Source organism: Streptomyces griseus subsp. griseus, assembly GCF_003610995.1.
Lineage (GTDB): Bacteria > Actinomycetota > Actinomycetes > Streptomycetales > Streptomycetaceae > Streptomyces.
Genome location: NZ_CP032543.1, coordinates 2791446 through 2811752, shown reverse-complemented (window position 1 = coordinate 2811752; position 20307 = coordinate 2791446). Strand labels below are relative to the sequence as shown.

The following is a 20307-nucleotide window of genomic DNA, read 5'->3' as shown; positions in this document are numbered from 1 at the left end:
GGAGCTCGCCATGGGATACGCCCATGAATACGCCGCCGCGATCATGCACCGCGGCCGGGTCCCGATGGAACCCGCAGACTTCGTACCGAACTGGCAGGACGGGCCCCGCAAGGCCAAGTTCTACCCGGGCGCCGACAGCTTCCCACTGCCCGACGCCCCCTACCCCGCCGACGCCACCCTCGACCGGGGCCTGTGCCAGGAAGGGGCCCCCGGAGAGGGCGAGTTCGACCTCACCGCCCTCTCCGGCATGCTCCGCGACTCCTACGGGCTGACCGGCCGCCGCCTGGGCGTCCAGGCCAACACCGACCTGAGCGCCCTGCCTTTCTACCCGCTGGCCAACTGGTCGCGCGGATCGGCCTCCGGGGGCGGCCTGTACCCGGTCGGCGTCCACTGGATCTCCGGGCCGAGCGGCCCCGTGCCGCCGGGCGTGCACTACTACTCCACCCGCCACCACGCCATGCAGCGGCTGCTCACCGGGGATGTCTCCGGCGAGGTGCGGGACGCGCTCGGGGAGGGCGCGCCGGGCCCGGAGACGGATCAGTACCTGGTGCTCTCCATCAAGTTCTGGCAGAACTCCTTCAAGTACAACAGCTTCTCCTTCCACGCCGTCTCCATGGACCTCGGCGCCTGCGTCCAGACCTGGCGGATGTGGGCGGCGGCCCGGGGGCTGGCGGTCGAACCGGCGCTCTGGTTCGACGAGGAGCGGCTCGCGGCCCTGCTCGGCGTCGATCCCGCGGAGGAGGGGATCTTCGCGGTCGTACCGCTGAAGTGGGCGGGGTACGAGCCGGGTTCGGGCGGATCCGCCGCCCCCGTCTCCGTACAGCGCAAAGACGTTGAGCGCTCGCGGACCGTCCTCACCTTCGACGCGCTCCTTCGTATGCAGGCCGCCACCTGCGCTGGCGCCACCGCCCGGCCCGCCCCCGGCGCGCTGGCCCCGGCCGCCGCGCACCCCGTCGACCCGGCGGCGGTGGAGGTGGAGCTGCCGCCCGCGCGGCCGCTGGAGACCGACGTACGCACCGCCCTGCGCGACCGCCGCTCCAGCTTCGGCCGCTTCGAGGCCCAGCAGCCGGTGACCCGTCCGCAGCTGGCGGCCTGCCTCGCCGCAGCGGTCGCCGGGTCGCGGCTCGGCGGGGACACGGGGGGTGATGTCCGGCTGGCGAAGCTGTACGTGTTCGTCAGCCATGTGGAGGGGGTGGTGCCGGGGTCGTACGCCTACGACCCGGAGCGGCGGAGCCTGCGGCGGATCAGCGAGGGACGGCCGGGGGAGTTCCTCCAGAAGAACTACTTCCTGGCCAACTACAACCTGGAGCAGGCCGGGGCCGTCCTGGTGCCGACCGTCCGGACCACCGCCGTCCTGGACGCGGTCGGCGATCGGGGATACCGCCTGGTCAACGCCACGATCGGGGCCGTCGCCCAGTCCGTCTACACCGCCGCATCGGCCGTGGATCTCGGCTGCGGAGTGGCCCTCGGCTTCGACAACATCTCCTACATCGAGGCGCTGGGCCTCGAAGGAACGGGCGAGGCGCCCCTGCTGATCATGATGATCGGCAACGAACGGCCCGCTCCCGCCGACTTCCGCTACGAGATCGCGTGAGCGGGGGAGAGCCGACGATGAGCGACCACACCAACCACGCAGCGGTCCGGACCGCGTTCATGGCCCGGGTCGCCGGGCTGCCGGTCGAGAGCGTGCGGGAGCTGCGCTGCCCGGAGAGCCGCCGCTGGGCGGACGAAGTCCTCGACGAGTCGGCCCAGTTGCGGCTGCTCGCGGAGAAGGCCGGGGACCAGCTCCACGACCTGATCGGCGGCAGCGACGACGAACCGCTGCGGAGGGCCCTGCTGAAGCTGCGCCGGGACATCTTCAACAACCGCCTGCCCACTGCCGATTCGGCCGACCATGCCCTCGCCCGGGTACGGCAGATGGACCCGGCCGCCGCCGCCACCCTCGCCGACTGGCTCACCGGCCGCCGCACGCTGGACGAGCGGCGCGAGGCGGGGGCCGGTCTGCTCGCCGCCGAGACCGGGCGCAGCCGTGAGGCCCTGCGCCGGCTCGCCGGTCACGAACGCCTCCGGCGGGCGCTGCTGCTCGCCTCACCGGCCCTGGACGCCCAACTCGACGTGTACCGGCACGGGTTGGGGAGTCCGGCCGCGCGCCCCGACAAGAAGCAGCGCAAGATCGAACGGTCGCTGCTGTCGTACGTCTACCGGACGGCGTGCAAGACGAGCCCCTTCTCCACCTTCACCGGCGTCGCGCTCGGCTCGCTCGCCGGCTCCGACGGGCTGCGGCTGCGCGTCGACGAGGAGTGGCGGGCGCAGACCCGGCTCAACGTCGTCGCGCTGGGCCGCCTCGCGGATGCCGTGATCGCCGACCCGGCCCGCCGCGCCGACCTGCCGGTCGCCCCCGCCTCCGGGTGGGGCCGTGACGACGACCGGGTGCGGTATGTGCGGCGCTGGGTCACGGCGGGCGACGACGACACGGCCGTCACGTTCGACGCGGTGAAGGACCGGCTGTTCTTCCTGCGCCGCAGCGGCACCCTGGACCGGCTGCTCGGCCTCTTCGAGGAGCGGGGCGGGGGCGGGCTGCGGTACGGGGAGCTGGTGGAGTGGCTGGCCCGGGACCAGGGGGCCGCGCGCGAGGAGTGCGAGCAGTACCTCGGGGCGCTGCTGGACGTCGGGATGGTCCAGGTGCCGTGTCTGCGGACCGAGGTGCACGACACGGACCCACTGCGGGCGTTCCAGGGCGCGCTGCGCGGTCTGGAACGTTCCTGGGCCGACCGGCTCGCGGACCGGCTGGAGGAGCCCGCCCGCTGCGTTGAGCAGTTCGCGGATGCCTCGCCGGACGAGCGGCGCGTGCTGCTGGACGCGTTGCGGGCGGGGCTGCGGGCGGTCCAGGAGGAGGAGCTGGGGGCGGACCGGGCGAAGGTCCCGCAGACGCTGGTGTACGAGGACGCGGCGGCGGGCGGGGCCGTGGAGGCGGGCGGAGCGGGCGGGGGGCCGGTGGAGGGCCGGGCGCGCGGCAGCGTGGAGTCCGGCTCGGACGCGGGTCGCGATCGCGGCAGCGTGGAGGCGCGCGTGGACCCGGGCCCGGATCGCGGCAGCGTGGAGCTGGACCCCGATGCCTGGCAGGAGCTGGCGGCCGGGCCGCTGGCCGCCGTGGAGCGGGTGCTGCCCGCCTTCGACCTCACCCTCCCGCAGCGGATCACCTTCGCGGGCTTCTTCCTCGCGCGGTACGGGCGCGGGGGCCGGTGTGACGACCTCCTGAAGCTGGTCCACGACTTCCACGAGGACTTCTTCGACCAGTACATGACGTTCACCGCCACCCGCACCCCGTACGACGCCGACGGCAGCTACGTTCCGGAGGTCAACTGGCTCGGCCTCGATCGCCTCCGCGCCCTCGACACCGCCCGCCGCACCTTCACCGCCCGCATGGCCGCACTGTGGGAGGCGGCGGGGCCGGGGACGGCCGAGGTGCGGGTGGACGAGGCGTTCCTGGCGGAGGTCGCCGGTGAACTGGACGGACTGGCACCGGACTTCGCCCCCATGAGCCACCACCTCCAGATCGCCGACCGCCCTGGCGACCCCCTCGTCGTCCTCAACCGGTCCTACGGCGGGGTCTCGTTCCCCTTCAGCCGGTTCACCCAGCTCTTCGACGGGCTGGACGAGCACCTCCTCGCGGACGCCCGGACGATCGTGCCCGAGGGGGCGGTGCTGGCCGAGGTCACCGGCGGCCCGGTCACCAGCAACCTCAACCTGCACGGCCGGCTGACCCCGTACGAGATCGTCTGCCCGGGTGAACGCGGAACCCTGGAGGAGCAGTTCAGGATCTCGCTGGACGACCTGTACCTCGTCCACGACCCGGACGCCGACCGGCTGGTCCTGCGCTCGGCCCGGCTGGACCGCGAGGTGATCCCCGTCTACCTCGGCTATCTCGTCCCCCTCGCCCTCCCCGAACTGCCCCGCACCCTGCTCCTCCTCTCCCCGACCTCCATGGCCCCGCTCAACGTCTGGGCCGGGGTCCCCGAGGGCGCGCCGGACGCGGGCGGGGTCACCACCCGGCCCCGGGTCCGGCACGGCTCGCTGGTCCTCAGCCGCCGCAGCTGGAGCGCCCCGGCCTCCGCTCTGCCGCTGCACCGGGCCGGGGCCCCGGAGGACGGCTGGTTCCTGGACTGGCACGCCTTCCGGCGTGACCACGGGCTGCCCGACCGGGTCTTCGCGACCGTGTCCGACTCCGGGGCCCGGGGCGCGACCGGGGCCAAGCCGCAGTACCTGGACTTCGACAGCCCGCTCTCCCTGTCGGCCTTCGAAGCCCTGATCAAGACGCCCGAGGCCCGGGTGGTGTTCCGGGAGGCGCTGCCCGACGAGGACGCGCTGCACACCGTCTCCGGCCACGGCCGCCATGTCGCCGAACTGGCCGTGGAGACGGCCGTACCCGTCCGCAGGAGGACCCCATGACCCCGCCCGCCGCCACGACCGCGACCACCACCGGTGCCTGGCAGGCCACCCATGTCTTCTACGCCGCCAACCCCCGACCCTTCCTCCTGCACTGCGTCCGCCCGCTGGTGGCGGAGCTGGAGGCGGACGGGCTGCTCGCCGGGTACTTCTTCATCAACTACTGGCTGGAGGGGCCCCACGTCCGCCTCCGCCTCAAGCCGTCCTCACCCGCCGCCGAGCCCGAGGTGGCCCGCCGCACCGGAGAGGCCGTGGACGCCTTCCTCGCGGAACGGCCCGCGCTGTACGCGGTCGACTCCGGGTTCCTCAACGACTTCTACAACACCCTCTTCGAGATCGAGTTCCCCGGCAGCGAGCGCGGCCACTACATGGACGAGCAGGGCCGGATGAACCTGCGCCCCAACAACTCCCGCCACCGGGAGGCGTACGAGCCGGAGTTCGGGAAGTACGGCGGCCCGGCCGGGACCGAGTTGGCCGAGTGGCACTTCCGGCACTCCAGCGATCTGGTCATCGACGCGCTCGCCACCAAGAACCTGCACCTGCGCACGGTCCTGCTCGGTACCTCGGCCCAGCTGATGATGGTGATGTCGTCCACCTTCCTGCCGGAGCGGGCGGAGCTGACCCATTACCTGGACAGCTACTACGAGTTCTGGCACCGGGCCTTCCCCGGCACCGGCTTCATCGGCACGGACGAGTACGACCGGAACTACGCCCGTACGGCGGACGGGCTGCGGGACCGATTCACCCGCATCCGGACCGCCACGGCCCCGCCCGGGAGCCCGGGTTCGCTGCCCGGGTCCCTGGCCGGGTGGGCCGAGCACTGTGCCGAACTCCGGGACCGGGCGCGGAAGCTGGCCGTCGACGGGGACCTGGTCTTCCGGTCCTGGGACGGTGAGCGGGACGAGCGGGTCACCGACCCGGCCGTGGCGCTGCCGCTGCTGCTCTCCCCGTACATGCATATGACCAACAACCGGCTGCACGTGACCATCCGGGACGAGGCGTATCTCAGCCATGTTCTGGGCCGGGTTCTGAAGGAGCCCGCCGCCGGGCCCGCAGGGGGGGCCGTATGAGTGCGCCCGGGGCTTCCGGGGTGTCCGGGGCTTCTGCCGGGCTCGCCGCCTACCGGCCCGAGCTGCGGCCCCGTGTCCTGCTCAGCGATCCGCTGCTCGACGGCGCCGCGACCGTCCACCTCATCAAGGACACCGGGAGCGGCAACTCCTTCAAGGTCGGCGCCAAGGAGCACTTCCTCATCGCCCGGATGGACGGCGAGCGGAGCCTCGCGGAGATCGGTGAGGAGTACGCGGGGGAGTACGGGCGGCGGCTGGGCGACGCGCACTGGCAGCAGATCCTCACCATGCTCGGGACGAAGGGGCTGCTGGCCGGAACGCCCGCCCCCAGGGTCCCCGTTGTCGCGGATGAACCCCGCACCCTCCTGCGCGGCACCCTCCCCCTGGTCGCCGACGCCGACGCCACCACCGCCCGCCTCCACCGGGTCTTCGGCTTCCTGCTCACACCGTGGGCGATGGTGCCGCTGCTGGTGCTGATCGTGGCGATGGAGGCGGCCGTCGCCAGCCGCACCGGTGAACTCCTCATCGCTGTCCGGGAATTGTTCACCAACCCGGTCCTGCTGACCGGTACGGCCATCCTGCTCTGGCTGAGCACCGCCCTCCACGAGCTGGCCCACGGCGTGGTGGCCCGGCACTACGGCGGGCAGGTCGCGGAGATCGGGCTGCGGTGGCGGCTGCCCGTCGTCATCATGTACTGCACCGTCGACAACTACCTCTATCTGGCGCGCCGTCGGCACCGCATCGCCACCGCTGTCGCGGGCGCGGTGATGAACCTCCTCTTCCTGCTGCCCTTCTGCGGACTGTGGCTCTTCGCCCCGCTGGACGACGCCACGCACGAGGCGCTCGCCGCGCTGCTGCTCCTCGGCAGCGTCCAGGCGTTCGCGATGCTCGTGCCGCTGCCGCCGCTGGACGGCTACAGAATCGCGAGCCAGCTCGCCGGGGCCACCGGTCTCGCCGCCTCCGCCGGCGGCTACCTGCGGCTCGCGCTGCGCCGCTCCCCGGAGGCGTCGGCCTACCCCCGCCGCGCCCGAATCGCTTATCCGGCCTATGCGTTGGGCACGGTGCTTGTTCTCGCCGCTGTGGTCGCGGCGGTCGTCGCGGGCGCCCATCATCTGCTGACAACCTGATGCACCCGCTGATGGCCCGATGTGCCTGCTGACGGCCTGATGTTCCCCTCAAGGAGAGTTCCATGACGTCCACCGCCCCCCGCACCCCGCACGACCCCCCGGCGGAACCGGCCGCCGGACCCGCCGCCGTGGCCCTGGCCGACGTCCACAAGACGTACGGCGCCACCCGGGCCGTCGACGGGGTCTCGCTGACCGTCGCCCGCGGGGAGTTCTTCGGGCTGCTCGGGCCCAACGGGGCGGGCAAGACCACCCTCGTCGAGATCATGGAGGGGCAGCGGCGCGCCGACTCCGGCAGGGTGGCGGTCCTGGGCGAGAGCCCCTGGCCGCGCAACACCGCCCTGCTGCCCCGGCTCGGCGTACAGACCCAGAGCTCCGCGTTCTTCGTCCGGCTGACCGCCCGCGAACACCTGGTCACCATGGCCGCCCTCTACCGGTGCGACGCGGCCGCCGCCGAGCGGGCCCTCGCCTCCGTCGGCCTCACCGAGCAGGGGGACACCCGGGTCGACGACCTCTCGGGCGGCCAGCGGCAGCGGCTCGCCATCGCCTCCGCCCTCGTCCACGACCCCGAGCTGATCTTCCTGGACGAGCCGACCGCCGCCCTCGACCCGCAGGCCCGCCGTTCGCTCTGGCAGGTGCTCCGGGACCTCAAGGGCGCGGGCCGCACCATCGTCTACACCACCCACCACCTGGACGAGGCCGAGGCGCTCTGCGACCGGGTCGCGATCATGGTCGAGGGCAGGGTCGCGGCCCTGGACAGCCCCGGCCGGCTCATCGCCGCCTCCAGCCCCACCACCCGGCTCCTGGTCCCGGCCGACCGCCTCACGCCCGCGCAGGCCCGCGCCATCCCGGGCGTGGACCGGGTCACCGAGGAGGGCGGCTCCATCGTGCTAGAGACCCTCACCTCGGGCCAGGTGCTGGCCGCCGTCGACGAGATCGCCGGGCTCCAGGGCGTACAGACCAGGACGGCGAGCCTGGAGGACGTGTACCTGGCGCTGACCGGGACCGGAGCCCCACAGCCGTAACTCCGTTGAGAACCAGACCCCTTGCACGGAACCACCGATACGGAGACACCTCATGAGCGCCTACACCGCGCTGAGCCAGGCCGGATACCGGGCCTACACCCGCGACCGCACCACCCTCTTCTTCACCTTCGCCTTCCCCCTGATCTTCCTCGTCGTCTTCGGGCTGATCTTCCACGGCCAGACCGTCGAGGAGAGCGGCAAGCCCTACATCAACTACATCGCGCCCGGCGTCCTGTCCTGGGGCGTCGGCAACGCCGCCGTCTTCGGTGTCGGGTTCGTCCTCATGCAGTGGCGGCGCGACGACATCCTCCGGCTGATCCGGATGACGCCCACGCCCGTCTCGGCCGTGCTCGCCTCGCGCTATGTGCTGGCGCTCGCCATCGGAGCCGTACAGGCGGTGCTGTTCGTAGCGGTTGCTCTACTGCCCTCCTTCGGACTCCAGTTGGACGGCCGCTGGCCGCTCGCCCTGCCGGTGCTGGTGCTCGGGATCACCGCGTTCCTCGCGCTCGGGGTCATCGTCGGCAGCTACGCGAGGACCCCGGAGGCGGTCGCCGCCGTCGCCAACTGCCTGATGATCCCGATGGCGTTCCTCTCCGGTTCGTTCTTCCCGCTGGACGCCATGCCGCAGTGGATGCAGAGCCTCTCCCGCGTCCTGCCGCTGCGCTACCTCAACGACGGGGTATCCGGCGCGCTGACCGGCGGCGGCACTCTGACGGACATCGGCGTCGCCTGTGCGGTGCTCGCCGGATTCGCCCTCGTCCTCGGCGCGGTGGCGCTGAAGACCTTCCGCTGGAGCGACAAGACATGACGACGGCCACCGCTTCGACCCCCCTGGACGTGGCGCGCGCCCAGCTCCAGGCCGCTCTGTCGGCCCGCCACTCCGGGATGGCGCTTCCCGCCCCCTACGTCGTTCCGCTCGGGGCCGCCGACACGCTCGGCTTCGGCCACCGGGACCCGTACGCCGGCACCCGGCCCGCCGCCAACGTCCAGCTGACCTCGCGGGCCGTGCTGATCGGCCCCTGGGGCGGCGGGCCGTCCGAGGGGGCCTGCGGGCAGTGCCTGGCGATGCGGTGGCAGCGGCTCCGGAGCCGGTCCGAGCGGGAGGCGCTGGAGCTGGGGCACGAGCCACGGGGGGCGGTGCACTGGCCGGTGCTCACGCGGTACGCGGTGGACGCGGTCTGGGCCACGTACAGCGCGGTCCTGGGCGGTCACGGCAGCCGCCCGGACGCGGCCCCCGCGAGCCCCCGCTCCACCCCCGCGAGCCCCGAAGCCACCCCCGCCGACCGCGCGCTCCCCCAGGTGACCCGCATCGACCTGGCCACCCTCGCCACGGCCACCTTCCCCCTGCTCCCCGAACCGCTCTGCCCCGCCTGCGTCACCGAGGTCCCCGACACGGCGGAGGCCGCCCGCATGGAGCTGGGCCCCACCCCCAAACCGGACCCCGACGGCTACCGCCTCCGTACCCTCGACTCCTACCCCCTGCCGACCGCCGCCCTCGCCAACCCCGTGTGCGGGGCGCTCGGTTCGGACACCTGGATCAACCCCGCCTCCACCACCACCGCACCCGTCGCCGGGACCCACTTCGTACGCGGCTACGCCGGACTCAACGACGTCACCTGGAGCGGCCAGGCCAACCGGTACGCCACCAGCCGCACCCTCGCCTATCTGGAAGGGCTGGAGCGGTACGCGGGCACCCACCGCCGGCGCGGCACCTCCCCGGTCGTCGACAGCTACCGCAACCTGGCCGGGCAGGCCCTGAACCCCGCGGACTGCGGTTTCTACGCCCCCGGGACGTACGCCTCCGATCCCCTGGTCAGCCCCTTCGACCCGGACCGGGCGATCCCCTGGGTCTGGGGCCACTCCCTCCGCGACGACCGCCCGATCCTCGTCCCGGCCCGGCTCGCGCACTACAGCGCCGGTGTCGACGCCGACAACTTCGTCTTCGAGTGCTCCAACGGCTGTGCGACGGGCGGCAGTCCCGAGGAGGCGATCCTCTTCGGCCTCCTCGAACTCGTCGAGAGGGACGCCTTCCTCCTCGCCTGGTACGGCCGCGCCCGCCTCACCGCGATCGACCTCGCCACCGCGACCACCCCCGCCGTCCGCTCCATGCTCGACCGGGCCGCCCTGCACGGCTACGACGTCCACGCCTTCGACACGCGGATGGATCTGGCCGTCCCCGTCGTCACCGCCCTCGCGGTCCGGCGCGACGGCGGCCACGGCACGCTCTCCTTCAGCGCGGCGGCGGGGTTCGACCCGGCGGACACGGTGGAGGCCGCCCTGTCGGAGGTCCTCACCTACATCCCGCACCTGCCCTACCAGGTGGCCGAGCGGCGCACCGAACTGGAGGCGATGGAAAGGGACTTCACCAAGGTCCTGCACCTCAAGGACCACGCCCAGCTGTACGGGCTGCCGTCGATGACCCGGCACGCGGCCGAGTATCTGGAGCCGGCGGCCGTCCTCCCGCTGGAGGAGGCGTTCGCCGACTGGCAGCCGCTGCGCCCGCGTACGGGAGACCTGCTGGACGATCTGCGGTGCCTGCGCGACCAGTTGACGGCCGGCGGGTACGACGTCATCGCCGTCGACCAGACGACCCCCGAGCAGCGCCGGATGGGCCTGCACACCGTCTCCACCACCGTCCCCGGCCTGCTGCCGCTGGACTTCGGCTGGACCCGGCAGCGGGCCCTGCACATGCCCCGGCTGCGGACGGCGCTGCGGGCGGCCGGGCGGCGGGCGGACGACCTTCCGGAGGCGGAGATCAAGGCCGTCCCGCACCCGTTCCCGTGACCGGCCCCGCGCACCACATACGTCAGCCCCCTCCGACCGACGGAGGGGGCTGGCGTACGCGCGCGGCCCGGGAACGGGTGTCAGGCGCTGCAGGAGGTGGTGCTGGTGGTGCTGGAGCAGGTGGAGGTGGAGGAGGAGGACGTGGAACCGGCGAGGACGACCTCCACCGCGTCGGAGTAGTCCGAGATCTCGAAGGTCTCCGACTCCAGCTCCAGGATCTCGTCGGCGAGGGTGGCGAGCTCGGTCTTGGGGGCCATGGTGTTCTCCCTGGTCTCGTGGGGACCGGCGGCCGGTGGCTCCGGCCCGGTGTCCCCGGTGCTGGATCCATTGGAGGGGTGGCCGCTGTCAGATCGGCCGCGCTTTCGCTGTCACTTCGCTGGCATCCGGTGACAGCGGGACGGCGGGGCCGCTGACGGTCGTACGGATCAGGCTCGTCGAGAGGGAAACGGGATGAGGTGCGAAATGGTCACAGCGGCGAGAACGGCGAAGGACGCGGGCGGCGCGGACGGCGACGGGCGCGCGGGGGCGGGTGGCGAGGCGGCACCGGGAAGCGCCCTGCCGCGCCCGCTGCTGAGATCGGCCCTCGGGCTCTACCTCGACCTGCACGCCCACCCCGAGCTCTCCGGCCACGAGCACCGCACCGCGGACCTCCTCGCTGCCCGGCTGGCCGAACACGGCCTCACGGTCACCCACGCGGTCGGCGGCGGCCACGGGCTCGTCGGCGTCCTGCGCAACGGCCCCGGCCCCACCGTGCTCCTGCGCACCGAGCTCGACGCGCTCCCCGTCACCGAGGCGACCGGTCTGCCGTACGCGAGCGAGGTGCCCGGGGTCATGCACGCCTGCGGCCACGACCTGCACATCGCGGCGGTCACCGGGGCGGTGGCCCTCCTGGCGGCGGACCGGGACAGCTGGCGCGGCACGGTGCTCGTGGTGGGCCAGCCCGCCGAGGAGACGCTGGGCGGGGCCCGGCAGATGCTGGAGGACGGCCGCCTGTACGAGCGGTTCGGCACCCCGGACGCGGTGCTCGCCCAGCACGCCGCCCCGCTCCCGGCGGGCACCGTCGCCCACGCGCCGGGCGGGGCGCCCCTGATGGCGGGCAGCATCGCGGCCGACGTCACCCTGTACGGCCGGGGCGGTCACGCGGCCACCCCGCACCTCACCGTCGACCCGGTCCTGATGGCGGCCTCGGCCGTGCTCGGGCTCCAGCCGGTGGTGGCCAGGGAGACCGCGCCCGCCGAACAGGCCGTGCTCACCGTGGGCTCGCTGCGGGCCGGCGAGCGCGGCAACATCACCCCCGACACCGCCGAACTCTCCTTCACGGCAAGGGCGTTCACCGACTCCGCCCTCGATCGCCTGCTGACCGCCGCGACCCGCGTCGTACGGGCCCACGCCGCCGCCTCGGACGCCCCGCGCGACCCGGAGGTCACGGTGACGGCCCGCTCGCCCGCCCTGCTCCCCGACCCGGCGCTGACGGCGGCGGTCCGCCGCGCCCACGAGGCGGTGCTCGGCGAGGGCCGGGTGCTGGACGCGGCCCCCACGACGGCCACCGAGGACTTCCCGCACTTCGCGGCGGGCGGGGTGCCGACGGCGTACTGGCTGCTCGGCACCACGGGCCTGCGTCAGTGGCGTGCGGCGCGGGCCGGGGGAGTGCCCGTACCGCCGAACCACGCGCCCGGGTTCGCGCCCGACGTGCGGACCGCCCTGCCCGTCGGTGTCACGGCGCTGGCGGCGGCGGCCCGGCAGGTGCTGGACGCGGGGCCGGGCGGCGGGAGCGCGGTGCCGGGCGAGGGTGAGGGTGGCGGGGAGGTGGGGTCATGAGGCCAGGTCCGTCCGGTGGCGCGGCCGGGGTCGCCGATGTCGTCCTCGTACGCCGCGACCGCGCCGCCCCGACCGGCTGGACCACCGTCGTACGGCTTCTGGGGCTGCTCCCCGGCCATTGGGCCTGCCACCCGGAGGCGGACCAGGACCGGGTGGTGCTGCGGGTGGAGCTGGCCGGGTCGACGGACGCCCCGGCGGTGCGGCGGGCGGTCTCCCGCGTCCTGGCGGACACGGCGCTGCGGGGGTGGGCGGAGGAGGCCTGACCCGGCCCCGTGGGACCGTGCGTCAGATCCAGCCCCGCTCCCGGGCGAGCAGCGCGGCCTGGGCGCGGCTGGCGGCGCCCAGGGTCTGCATCAGCTCGGCGACATGCCGCCGGTAGGTCCGTACCGACACCCCCAGCTCCCGGGCCCCCGCCTCGTCCTTGCCGACCGTGCACATCGCCACCAGCACGCGCCGCTCCATGGCGGAGAGGCCGCCCCGGTCGGGGCCGCCCTCACCGTCGGCGGCGGGCAGCTCCTCGGCCTGGGCCCAGATCTTCTCGAACAGCGCGATGATGTTGGAGACGAGCCCGCTGCGGTGGGCGAGCAGCGCCCCCCGGGAGGTGTCGCGGGGGTCCAGCGGTACGAGGGCGGCGCGGCGGTCGTAGACCAGGAGCCGTTCCGTGGTGTCCGCGGTGACCCGGATCGACGCGCCGTGCTCGGACAGCTCGCGCAGATAGGCGGCGGTCGGCGGGTCCTGGAGGGCGGTGCTGGAGACGACGTTGCGGATCCGGACCCCGCGTCTGAGACAGCGCAGGTCCAGCGGTCTGGAGCGGGCGATGTTCTCCGGGGAGAGCCGGGTGTACGGCTCCACGGAGAGGATCTCGTCCCGGGCGAAGAAGGCGAGGTCGTCGATCCGGTTGCGGATCTGGGTGAGCCCCTCCAGCTGTTCGATGCCCTGCGGAGGCGGCGTACGGGCCCCCTGCTCCGCGCGTAGACCATCAATGACGTGCCGCGACCGGGTGACGCGCTGCAGCTCCTGGTGGAGCGCGTGGAGCCGCAGGTCGACCAGGCGGGAGAGGGCGGTCTCGGGGTCCACGGGCGCTATACGGCGGCCGTCGTCCTCCACCCGCAGCAGGCCCAGCTCGCGGAGCCGGTCGATCCGGGTGCGGGCCTGCCCGGGCTCGGTGTGGAGCAGGAGGTGGAGGTCGTCGGCGGCGGTGGAGGGGTTGCGCAGGAAGTGGCGGTAGATCTCCTCCTCGGCATCGGAGACCCCGAAAACCGCCATCTCGTTCTCGCCCACGTACGCCCCCGATACCCGATACCTGGTGTCCGCTTGAGTCCGCGCACCGCGGGGGATCGCCCTGCGGAGCTGGTCGCCGCCCGCTGCCGCGGCCGGTGGAACTGGTGGAACCGTGTCTGCGCCGGTGATCCGTCGGAAACCGTTCGTGCCATGGTCGGCCACAGACTAGACGCTGGGATCACTCCTGTGAGCACCCCGGACGGAACTGTGTGCCGTACGGAGATGAACGGTGGGCGACCGGCGGTGAGCGGTGGCGGCGGAGCGACGGGCGGCCCGGTCCCGGTACCGCCGGTACCCGCCGGGGCGCCCGAACGGGCACCCCGTGGAGACCTCCCCACCCGGCCCGCCCGCTACACCGGTGCCCCCGGTCGCGGGTGAGCGGCTGTCACCGCGGGGTCGTAGTCTGGAACCCCCGGCTCGTCCCACGCGTCGGGCTCTTCGCGTTGCCCCTGGCCGCGGCAGCCGGCTGCCGGCCACACCTGAACACCTCATGACCCGGACGGATGCCCCTATGAGCCTGCACGGTCTGCTGGATGTCGTCGTAACGGACCCGGCGATCGCCGAGGCGGTGAAGGCCGCCGCCGACGGCCACCGCATGCATGTCGACCTGGTGGGTCCGCCCGGCGCTCGGCCGTTCGCGGTGGCCGCGCTGGCCCGGCAGACCGGCCGGACCGTGCTGGCCGTCACCGCGACGGGCCGGGAGGCCGAGGACCTGGCCGCCGCGCTGCGGACGCTGCTGCCGCCGGACACGGTGGCGGAGTTCCCGTCCTGGGAGACCCTGCCGCACGAGCGCCTCTCGCCCCGCTCGGACACGGTGGGCCGGCGCCTCGCCGTGCTGCGGCGGCTGGCCCACCCGCGCGAGGACGACCCGGAGACGGGCCCGGTCTCGGTGGTCGTCGCGCCGATCCGTTCCGTGCTCCAGCCGCAGGTCAAGGGGCTCGGCGAGCTGGAGCCGGTGAGTCTGACCGGCGGGCAGAGCGCGGACCTGGGGCAGGTGGTGGACGCGCTGGCGGCCGCCGCGTACGCGCGGGTGGAGCTGGTGGAGAAGCGGGGCGAGTTCGCCGTACGCGGAGGGATCCTGGACGTCTTCCCGCCGACCGAGGAGCACCCCCTTCGGGTGGAGTTCTGGGGCGACGACGTGGAGGAGATCCGGTACTTCAAGATCGCCGACCAGCGGTCCCTGGAGGTCGCCGACCACGGGCTGTGGGCGCCGCCCTGCCGTGAGCTGCTGCTGACCGACGAGGTGCGGGAGCGGGCGGCGGCTCTCGCCGAGGCGCACCCGGAGCTGGGCGAGCTGCTCGGCAAGATCGCGGAGGGCATCGCGGTCGAGGGCATGGAGTCGCTGGCGCCGGTCCTGGTCGACGACATGGAACTGCTGCTGGACGTCCTGCCGAAGGGGTCGATGGCGCTGGTCTGCGACCCCGAGCGGGTGCGGACCCGGGCGTCCGACCTGGTCGCCACGAGCCAGGAGTTCCTCCAGGCGTCATGGGCGGCGACGGCGGGCGGCGGCGAGGCCCCGATCGACGTGGGCGCGGCCTCGCTGTGGAGCATCGCGGACGTCCGGGACCGGGCCCGTGAGCTGGGCATGATGTGGTGGTCGACCTCCCCGTTCGCCGCCGAGGACGCCGAGCACGACGAGGACACCCTCAAGCTGTCGATGCACGCCCCGGAGGCGTACCGGGGCGACACCGCCCGGGCGCTCGCCGACACCAAGGGGTGGCTGGCCGACGGATGGCGCACGGTGTACGTCACCGAGGGCCAGGGGCTCGCCACCCGTACGGTCGAGGTGCTGGGCGGCGAGGGCATCGCGGCCCGCTTCGTCCCGGATCTCACCGAGATCGCCCCGTCCGTGGTCCACGTCTCCTGCGGGGCGATCGACCAGGGCTTCGTCGACCCGGCGCTGAAGCTGGCGGTGCTCACCGAGACGGACCTGACCGGCCAGCGCTCCGCCACCAAGGACCTCGGCCGGATGCCGGCCCGCCGCAGGAAGACGATCGACCCGCTGACGCTGGAGGCGGGCGACTACATCGTCCACGAGCAGCACGGTGTCGGCCGGTACGTGGAGATGGTGCAGCGCACGGTCCAGGGCGCGACCCGTGAGTACCTGCTCGTCGAGTACGCCCCCGCCAAGCGCGGCCAGCCCGGCGACCGGCTCTACATCCCGACCGACCAGCTGGAGCAGGTCACCAAGTACGTCGGCGGCGAGGCCCCGACCCTGCACCGGCTCGGCGGCGCCGACTGGACGAAGACGAAGCAGCGGGCGAAGAAGGCGGTCAAGGAGATCGCCGCCGACCTGATCAAGCTGTACTCGGCCCGGATGGCGGCCCCCGGCCACTCCTTCGCCCCCGACACCCCGTGGCAGCGGGAGCTGGAGGACGCGTTCCCGTACGCGGAGACGCCCGACCAGCTCTCCACCATCGCCGAGGTCAAGGAGGACATGGAGAAGACGGTCCCGATGGACCGGCTGGTCTGCGGTGACGTCGGCTACGGCAAGACGGAGATCGCGGTCCGGGCGGCGTTCAAGGCGGTGCAGGACGGCAAGCAGGTGGCGGTCCTGGTCCCCACGACCCTTCTCGTCCAGCAGCACTACGGCACGTTCACCGAGCGCTACTCCCAATTCCCGGTCAACGTGAAGGCGTTGAGCCGCTTCCAGTCGGAAGCCGAATCCAAGGCGACCCTCGCGGGCCTGAAGGACGGCGCGGTCGACCTGGTCATCGGCACGCACCGCCTCTTCTCCTCCGAGACGCGGTTCAAGGACCTGGGCCTGGTCATCGTGGACGAGGAGCAGCGGTTCGGCGTCGAGCACAAGGAGCAGCTGAAGAAGCTCCGCGCCAACGTGGACGTCCTCACGATGTCGGCGACGCCCATCCCCCGTACGCTCGAAATGGCGGTCACCGGCATCCGCGAGATGTCCACGATCACCACTCCGCCGGAGGAGCGCCATCCGGTGCTGACCTTCGTCGGCCCGTACGAGGAGAAGCAGATCGGCGCGGCGGTGCGGCGTGAACTCCTGCGTGAGGGCCAGGTGTTCTACATCCACAACCGGGTCGAGTCGATCGACCGGGCGGCCGCGCGCCTCCGCGAGATCATCCCGGAGGCGCGGATCGCGACCGCCCACGGCCAGATGTCCGAACAGGCCCTGGAGCAGGTGGTGGTGGACTTCTGGGAGAAGAAGTTCGACGTCCTGGTCTCCACGACGATCGTGGAATCCGGCATCGACATCTCCAACGCCAACACGCTCATCGTGGAGCGCGGAGACAACTTCGGTCTCTCCCAGCTCCACCAGCTGCGCGGCCGGGTGGGCCGAGGCCGCGACCGGGGGTACGCCTACTTCCTCTACCCGCCCGAGAAGCCCTTGACGGAGACGGCCCACGAGCGGCTGGCCACGATCGCCCAGCACACGGAGATGGGCGCGGGCATGTACGTGGCGATGAAGGACCTGGAGATCCGCGGCGCGGGCAACCTGCTGGGCGGCGAGCAGTCCGGCCACATCGCGGGCGTCGGCTTCGACCTGTACATCCGCATGGTCGGCGAGGCGGTCGCCGACTACCGGGCCCAGATGGACGGCTCCGTGGAGGAGGAGCCCCCGCTGGAGGTCAAGATCGAACTCCCCGTCGATGCCCACGTCCCGCACGACTACGCCCCCGGCGAGCGCCTGCGCCTCCAGGCGTACCGGGCGATCGCCCAGGCCACCTCGGAGGACGACATCCGCGCGGTCCGCGAGGAGCTGACCGACCGCTACGGCCCCCTGCCCGAACCGGTCGAGAACCTCCTCCTGGTAGCCGGCCTGCGCATGCTGGCCCGCGCCTGCGGAGTCGGCGAGATCGTCCTCCAGGGCTCCAACATCCGCTTCGCCCCGGTGGAGCTGCGTGAATCCCAGGAGCTGCGCCTCAAGCGCCTGCACCCCAAGACGGTCATCAAGCCGACCGCCCACCAGATCCTGGTCCCGCGCCCGACGACGGGCAAGATCGGCGGCAAGCCGGTGGTGGGGCGCGAACTGCTGTCGTGGACCGGGGAGTTCCTCACGACGATTCTGGGGTCGTAGGCCCCGGGGTCGCTGCACGTCGGCCCCGCCGGGCTTCCGGCGGGGCCGACGTGTTCGTTCGTGGGGGCGGCTAGAGGTCGGCGGGTCGCTTGAACGCGGCCCAGACAGTCTTGCCGACGACGTGATGGTCGGCCCCGAACTCCGACGCCAGCTCACCGACGAGGAACAAGCCGCGCCCCGAGCAGCTGTCTTCCTCCGGGGGCTGAACCAGCGGCTGACCATCGCCGCCGTCCCGGACCTCCAGTCGTACGAGGTCATCCGTCAGGTCGAGGCGACGCCGTGGAGCAGGGCGTTGGTCGCCAGCTCCAACGAGAGAACCGTACTGCTATTCGCGAAAGGCGGCAAGGTACTCTTAGGGGTGTTCGACGGAGTCGCCTACCGTGTGCACCGGCAAGGTCCGTCGTCGCGAAGGAGGAGGCCATGGGTGAGGGCGAAGTGATCAGCGCGTCCACTCACTACCTGACGACGGCGGAGGGTGGAGGCGACGTCTGGAGCGCCGAGGCGGCGTCGGCGGGGCTACGGGGCACCCAGAAGATCGTGAGTGCTGGTGAAGTCGCCGCTCCGGGGCGCGTGGCGGGCCTGCTCGCGGTGGAACCCGGCGGACAGGTCGTGGCACGGCGGCGGATCATGTATCTCGACGGCGAACCCTGCGAGTTGACCGACAGCTACTACCCCGTGGAGATCGCTCGGGGCACAGGGTTGGCGGGTATGGCGAAGATCCGGGGCGGGGCCGCCCGGCTGCTCGCCGAACTCGGTTACGTCGGTGCCCGCGCGCAGGAGGATGTGGTGGCCCGCATGCCCTCCGAGGGCGAACGGGCGTCCCTGGCTCTGGAGGGCGGCGAGCCGGTGCTCGAACTGACCCGACTCACCCTGAGCGCGGATGACCGGCCGATCCAGGCCGATGTGATGGTCATGCCTCCCCGGGGCCAGAAACTGCGGTACGAGATCAGGATCGGATGACGATGCGCGGACCGGAGACGGAAGAGGCGGACGGCCGTCCGCTGCACGAGCGGATCGCTGCCGATCTGCGGGGTGACATCATGTCCGGGGACCTGGCCCCGGGGGACAGCCTGCCCTCCACCGCACAGTTGAAGGACCGGTTCGGCGCGGCGAACGCCACCGTTCAGAAGGCCTTGCAGCTCCTCAAGGGCGAGCACCTCGTCATCGGCAGGGCAGGCGCGTCGGTGACCGTACGCGAGCACAGGCAGCGCACGCTACGGCCCGCCGCGTACATGGCGCCTTCCCCGTCGGGTGAGCCCTATCGCTGGCTTACAGAGGCGGCCAACTCCGGCGCACGCGCCCGCAGCACTCTCTTGGACGTCATGGAGGTCGAACCCCCGGCGGATGTCGCCGACGCGCTCGGTCTCGCCCCCGGCGGCACGGCGATCTTTCGGTACCAGCTCTTGTCGCTCGACGACGAGCCGGCCGAACTCGTCGCGTCGTACTACCCACTGGAGATCGCCGAAGGCACCGCCATCGCCGAACGCCGCCGCATCCCGGGAGGCACGCCCACCCTCCTGGCCTCGCTCGGTCACCCGCCCCGGCTCAGCGTCGACCGGGTCTCGGCCCGCGTAGCGACGCAGGAGCAGTACCGCCTCCTCCGCCTCCCCGGCGACCTGCCTGTTCTGCGGACCTTGCGGGTCGTGTTCAGTCACGACGACCGGCCCGTCGAGGCGACGGTGATGGTCAAGGCGGGGCATCTGTACGAGGTGCAGTACGAGTTCACGCCTGAGGCCGATGGAGATGGTCGGTAAGGGGGCGCGTCCCCCCCACAGCCGGTGGGAACAGCGCTCGCGCGGCAGACGAGGAATGAAGGCGAGTGCTGCAACTGAAGGAAAGCCATGAAGGGCCGCCTACGGGGAAGACGCCCATACGATTCCGCGCGTTCGGCTTTCTCCCCGTCAGGATGGCTTCACGTGATATCTCCCCGTACGTACCGAGCTGCGGCCCTCCCCGCCCTCGGCGCCCTCGTCGTGCTCGCCCTGGCCGGCTGCGACCCCGACGACCTCGCGGCGGAGAGCGGCGGCAGCGCCAGTGGCGGTGCGAACGGTGGCGGGGCGCAGTCCGCCGAGGGGTTCGGTGTCAGCCCGCTGGACAACCCCGACGGTACGAAGCCGGGCCTGGCGCCTCTCACCAGTGACGCGGACCGGGCCGCCGCCCGCAAGGTCATCGAGAAGGTCGCCACCAAGGGGCGCGGCCCGAAGACCGGTTACGAGCGGAGCAAGTTCGGCTCGGCGTGGAAGGACGGGATCGACGGCATCCCGCTCGCCCGCAACGGCTGCGACACCCGCAACGACCTCCTCGCCCGCGACGGCAAGGACGTCGAACACCGCTCGGGCTCCAACTGCGTCGTCGTCTCGCTGAAGCTCAAGGACCCCTACACCGGCAAGAGCATCGACTGGCGCAAGCAGCAAGCGACCGAGGTGCAGATCGACCATGTGATGCCGCTCTCCTACAACTGGCAGATGGGCGCCGCCCGCTGGAACGAGACCAAGCGGCAGCAGATCGCCAACGACCCGCTCAACCTCCTGCCGGTGGACGGCCCGGCCAACAATGCCAAGCGCGACTCCGGCCCTGCTGCCTGGCTGCCGCCGTACAAGCAGGTCCGCTGCTCCTACGCGGTGCGGTTCGCCCAGGTCTCGCTGAAGTACGAACTCCCCGTCACCGCACCGGACAAGCAGGCCATGCTCGCCCAGTGCGGAGGATGACGCCGCGGG

General features: G+C 72.7%; 16 protein-coding genes. 14 read left to right on the top strand and 2 right to left on the bottom strand.

The window, feature by feature from the left end:
* Window positions 1–10: 10 nt before the first annotated feature.
* The 7 genes from D6270_RS12770 to D6270_RS12740 all read left to right on the top strand — a co-directional run bounded on the left by D6270_RS12770 (window position 11) and on the right by D6270_RS12740 (window position 10446).
* The gene (locus D6270_RS12770) at window positions 11–1594 is read left to right on the top strand and encodes a nitroreductase family protein (protein ID WP_109165294.1); all 1584 of its coding nucleotides are present in this window, start codon (window positions 11–13) and stop codon (window positions 1592–1594) included.
* Between the two features lie 17 nt (window positions 1595–1611).
* A complete protein-coding gene (locus tag D6270_RS12765; protein WP_109165295.1) occupies window positions 1612–4449 on the top strand; it encodes a lantibiotic dehydratase in 2838 nt (945 codons plus the stop codon).
* Window positions 4446–5516 (top strand): lantibiotic dehydratase C-terminal domain-containing protein, encoded by a 1071-nt coding sequence (locus D6270_RS12760; RefSeq protein ID WP_109165296.1) that lies wholly within the window; start codon window positions 4446–4448, stop codon window positions 5514–5516. The genes D6270_RS12765 and D6270_RS12760 overlap by 4 nt, the downstream gene beginning before the upstream one ends.
* Entirely contained in the window at window positions 5513–6640 is a 1128-nt protein-coding gene (locus D6270_RS12755) for a zinc metalloprotease (RefSeq protein ID WP_109165297.1), read from the top strand. The genes D6270_RS12760 and D6270_RS12755 overlap by 4 nt, the downstream gene beginning before the upstream one ends.
* 62 nt (window positions 6641–6702) lie before the next feature.
* Window positions 6703–7662, top strand: coding sequence for an ABC transporter ATP-binding protein (locus tag D6270_RS12750; protein WP_204117126.1), 960 nt, complete (start codon window positions 6703–6705; stop codon window positions 7660–7662).
* A gap of 52 nt (window positions 7663–7714) precedes the next feature.
* Window positions 7715–8470: an ABC transporter permease gene (locus tag D6270_RS12745; protein ID WP_109165298.1), complete on the top strand. Its 756-nt coding sequence runs from the start codon at window positions 7715–7717 to the stop codon at window positions 8468–8470.
* Window positions 8467–10446 carry a TOMM precursor leader peptide-binding protein gene (locus tag D6270_RS12740; protein WP_109165299.1) on the top strand — a complete coding sequence of 660 codons (1980 nt, stop codon included), beginning with the start codon at window positions 8467–8469 and terminating at the stop codon, window positions 10444–10446. Before D6270_RS12745 ends, D6270_RS12740 begins: the two co-directional genes overlap by 4 nt.
* A gap of 80 nt (window positions 10447–10526) precedes the next feature.
* Here D6270_RS12740 and D6270_RS12735 read toward each other — a convergent pair whose 3' ends face one another.
* Window positions 10527–10703 carry a thiazolylpeptide-type bacteriocin gene (locus tag D6270_RS12735; RefSeq protein ID WP_018515646.1) on the bottom strand — a complete coding sequence of 59 codons (177 nt, stop codon included), beginning with the start codon at window positions 10701–10703 and terminating at the stop codon, window positions 10527–10529.
* Window positions 10704–10896: 193 nt separating this feature from the next.
* Between D6270_RS12735 and D6270_RS12730 the strand changes: the two genes are divergently transcribed.
* Together D6270_RS12730 and D6270_RS12725 are read left to right on the top strand one after the other, a co-directional pair.
* Window positions 10897–12264, top strand: a complete 1368-nt coding sequence (locus D6270_RS12730; RefSeq protein WP_109165300.1) for an amidohydrolase — start codon at window positions 10897–10899, stop codon at window positions 12262–12264.
* Window positions 12261–12527: a hypothetical protein gene (locus D6270_RS12725; protein WP_109165301.1), complete on the top strand. Its 267-nt coding sequence runs from the start codon at window positions 12261–12263 to the stop codon at window positions 12525–12527. The genes D6270_RS12730 and D6270_RS12725 overlap by 4 nt, the downstream gene beginning before the upstream one ends.
* A 22-nt stretch (window positions 12528–12549) precedes the next feature.
* Here D6270_RS12725 and D6270_RS12720 read toward each other — a convergent pair whose 3' ends face one another.
* Window positions 12550–13545 (bottom strand): helix-turn-helix transcriptional regulator, encoded by a 996-nt coding sequence (locus tag D6270_RS12720; RefSeq protein WP_109165302.1) that lies wholly within the window; start codon window positions 13543–13545, stop codon window positions 12550–12552.
* A 511-nt stretch (window positions 13546–14056) separates the two neighbouring features.
* Here D6270_RS12720 and mfd point away from each other — a divergent pair.
* From mfd to D6270_RS12695, 5 genes are all read left to right on the top strand, one after another.
* Window positions 14057–17590: a transcription-repair coupling factor gene (gene mfd / locus D6270_RS12715; protein WP_109165303.1), complete on the top strand. Its 3534-nt coding sequence runs from the start codon at window positions 14057–14059 to the stop codon at window positions 17588–17590.
* A gap of 124 nt (window positions 17591–17714) precedes the next feature.
* A complete protein-coding gene (locus D6270_RS33975) occupies window positions 17715–18029 on the top strand; it encodes a hypothetical protein (RefSeq protein ID WP_158650503.1) in 315 nt (104 codons plus the stop codon).
* A complete protein-coding gene (locus D6270_RS12705; RefSeq protein ID WP_109165304.1) occupies window positions 18011–18550 on the top strand; it encodes a GntR family transcriptional regulator in 540 nt (179 codons plus the stop codon). Before D6270_RS33975 ends, D6270_RS12705 begins: the two co-directional genes overlap by 19 nt.
* Window positions 18547–19344, top strand: a complete 798-nt coding sequence (locus tag D6270_RS12700) for a GntR family transcriptional regulator (RefSeq protein ID WP_109165305.1) — start codon at window positions 18547–18549, stop codon at window positions 19342–19344. The genes D6270_RS12705 and D6270_RS12700 overlap by 4 nt, the downstream gene beginning before the upstream one ends.
* Window positions 19345–19506: 162 nt before the next feature.
* Window positions 19507–20298, top strand: a complete 792-nt coding sequence (locus D6270_RS12695; RefSeq protein ID WP_109165306.1) for an HNH endonuclease family protein — start codon at window positions 19507–19509, stop codon at window positions 20296–20298.
* Window positions 20299–20307 lie beyond the last annotated feature (9 nt).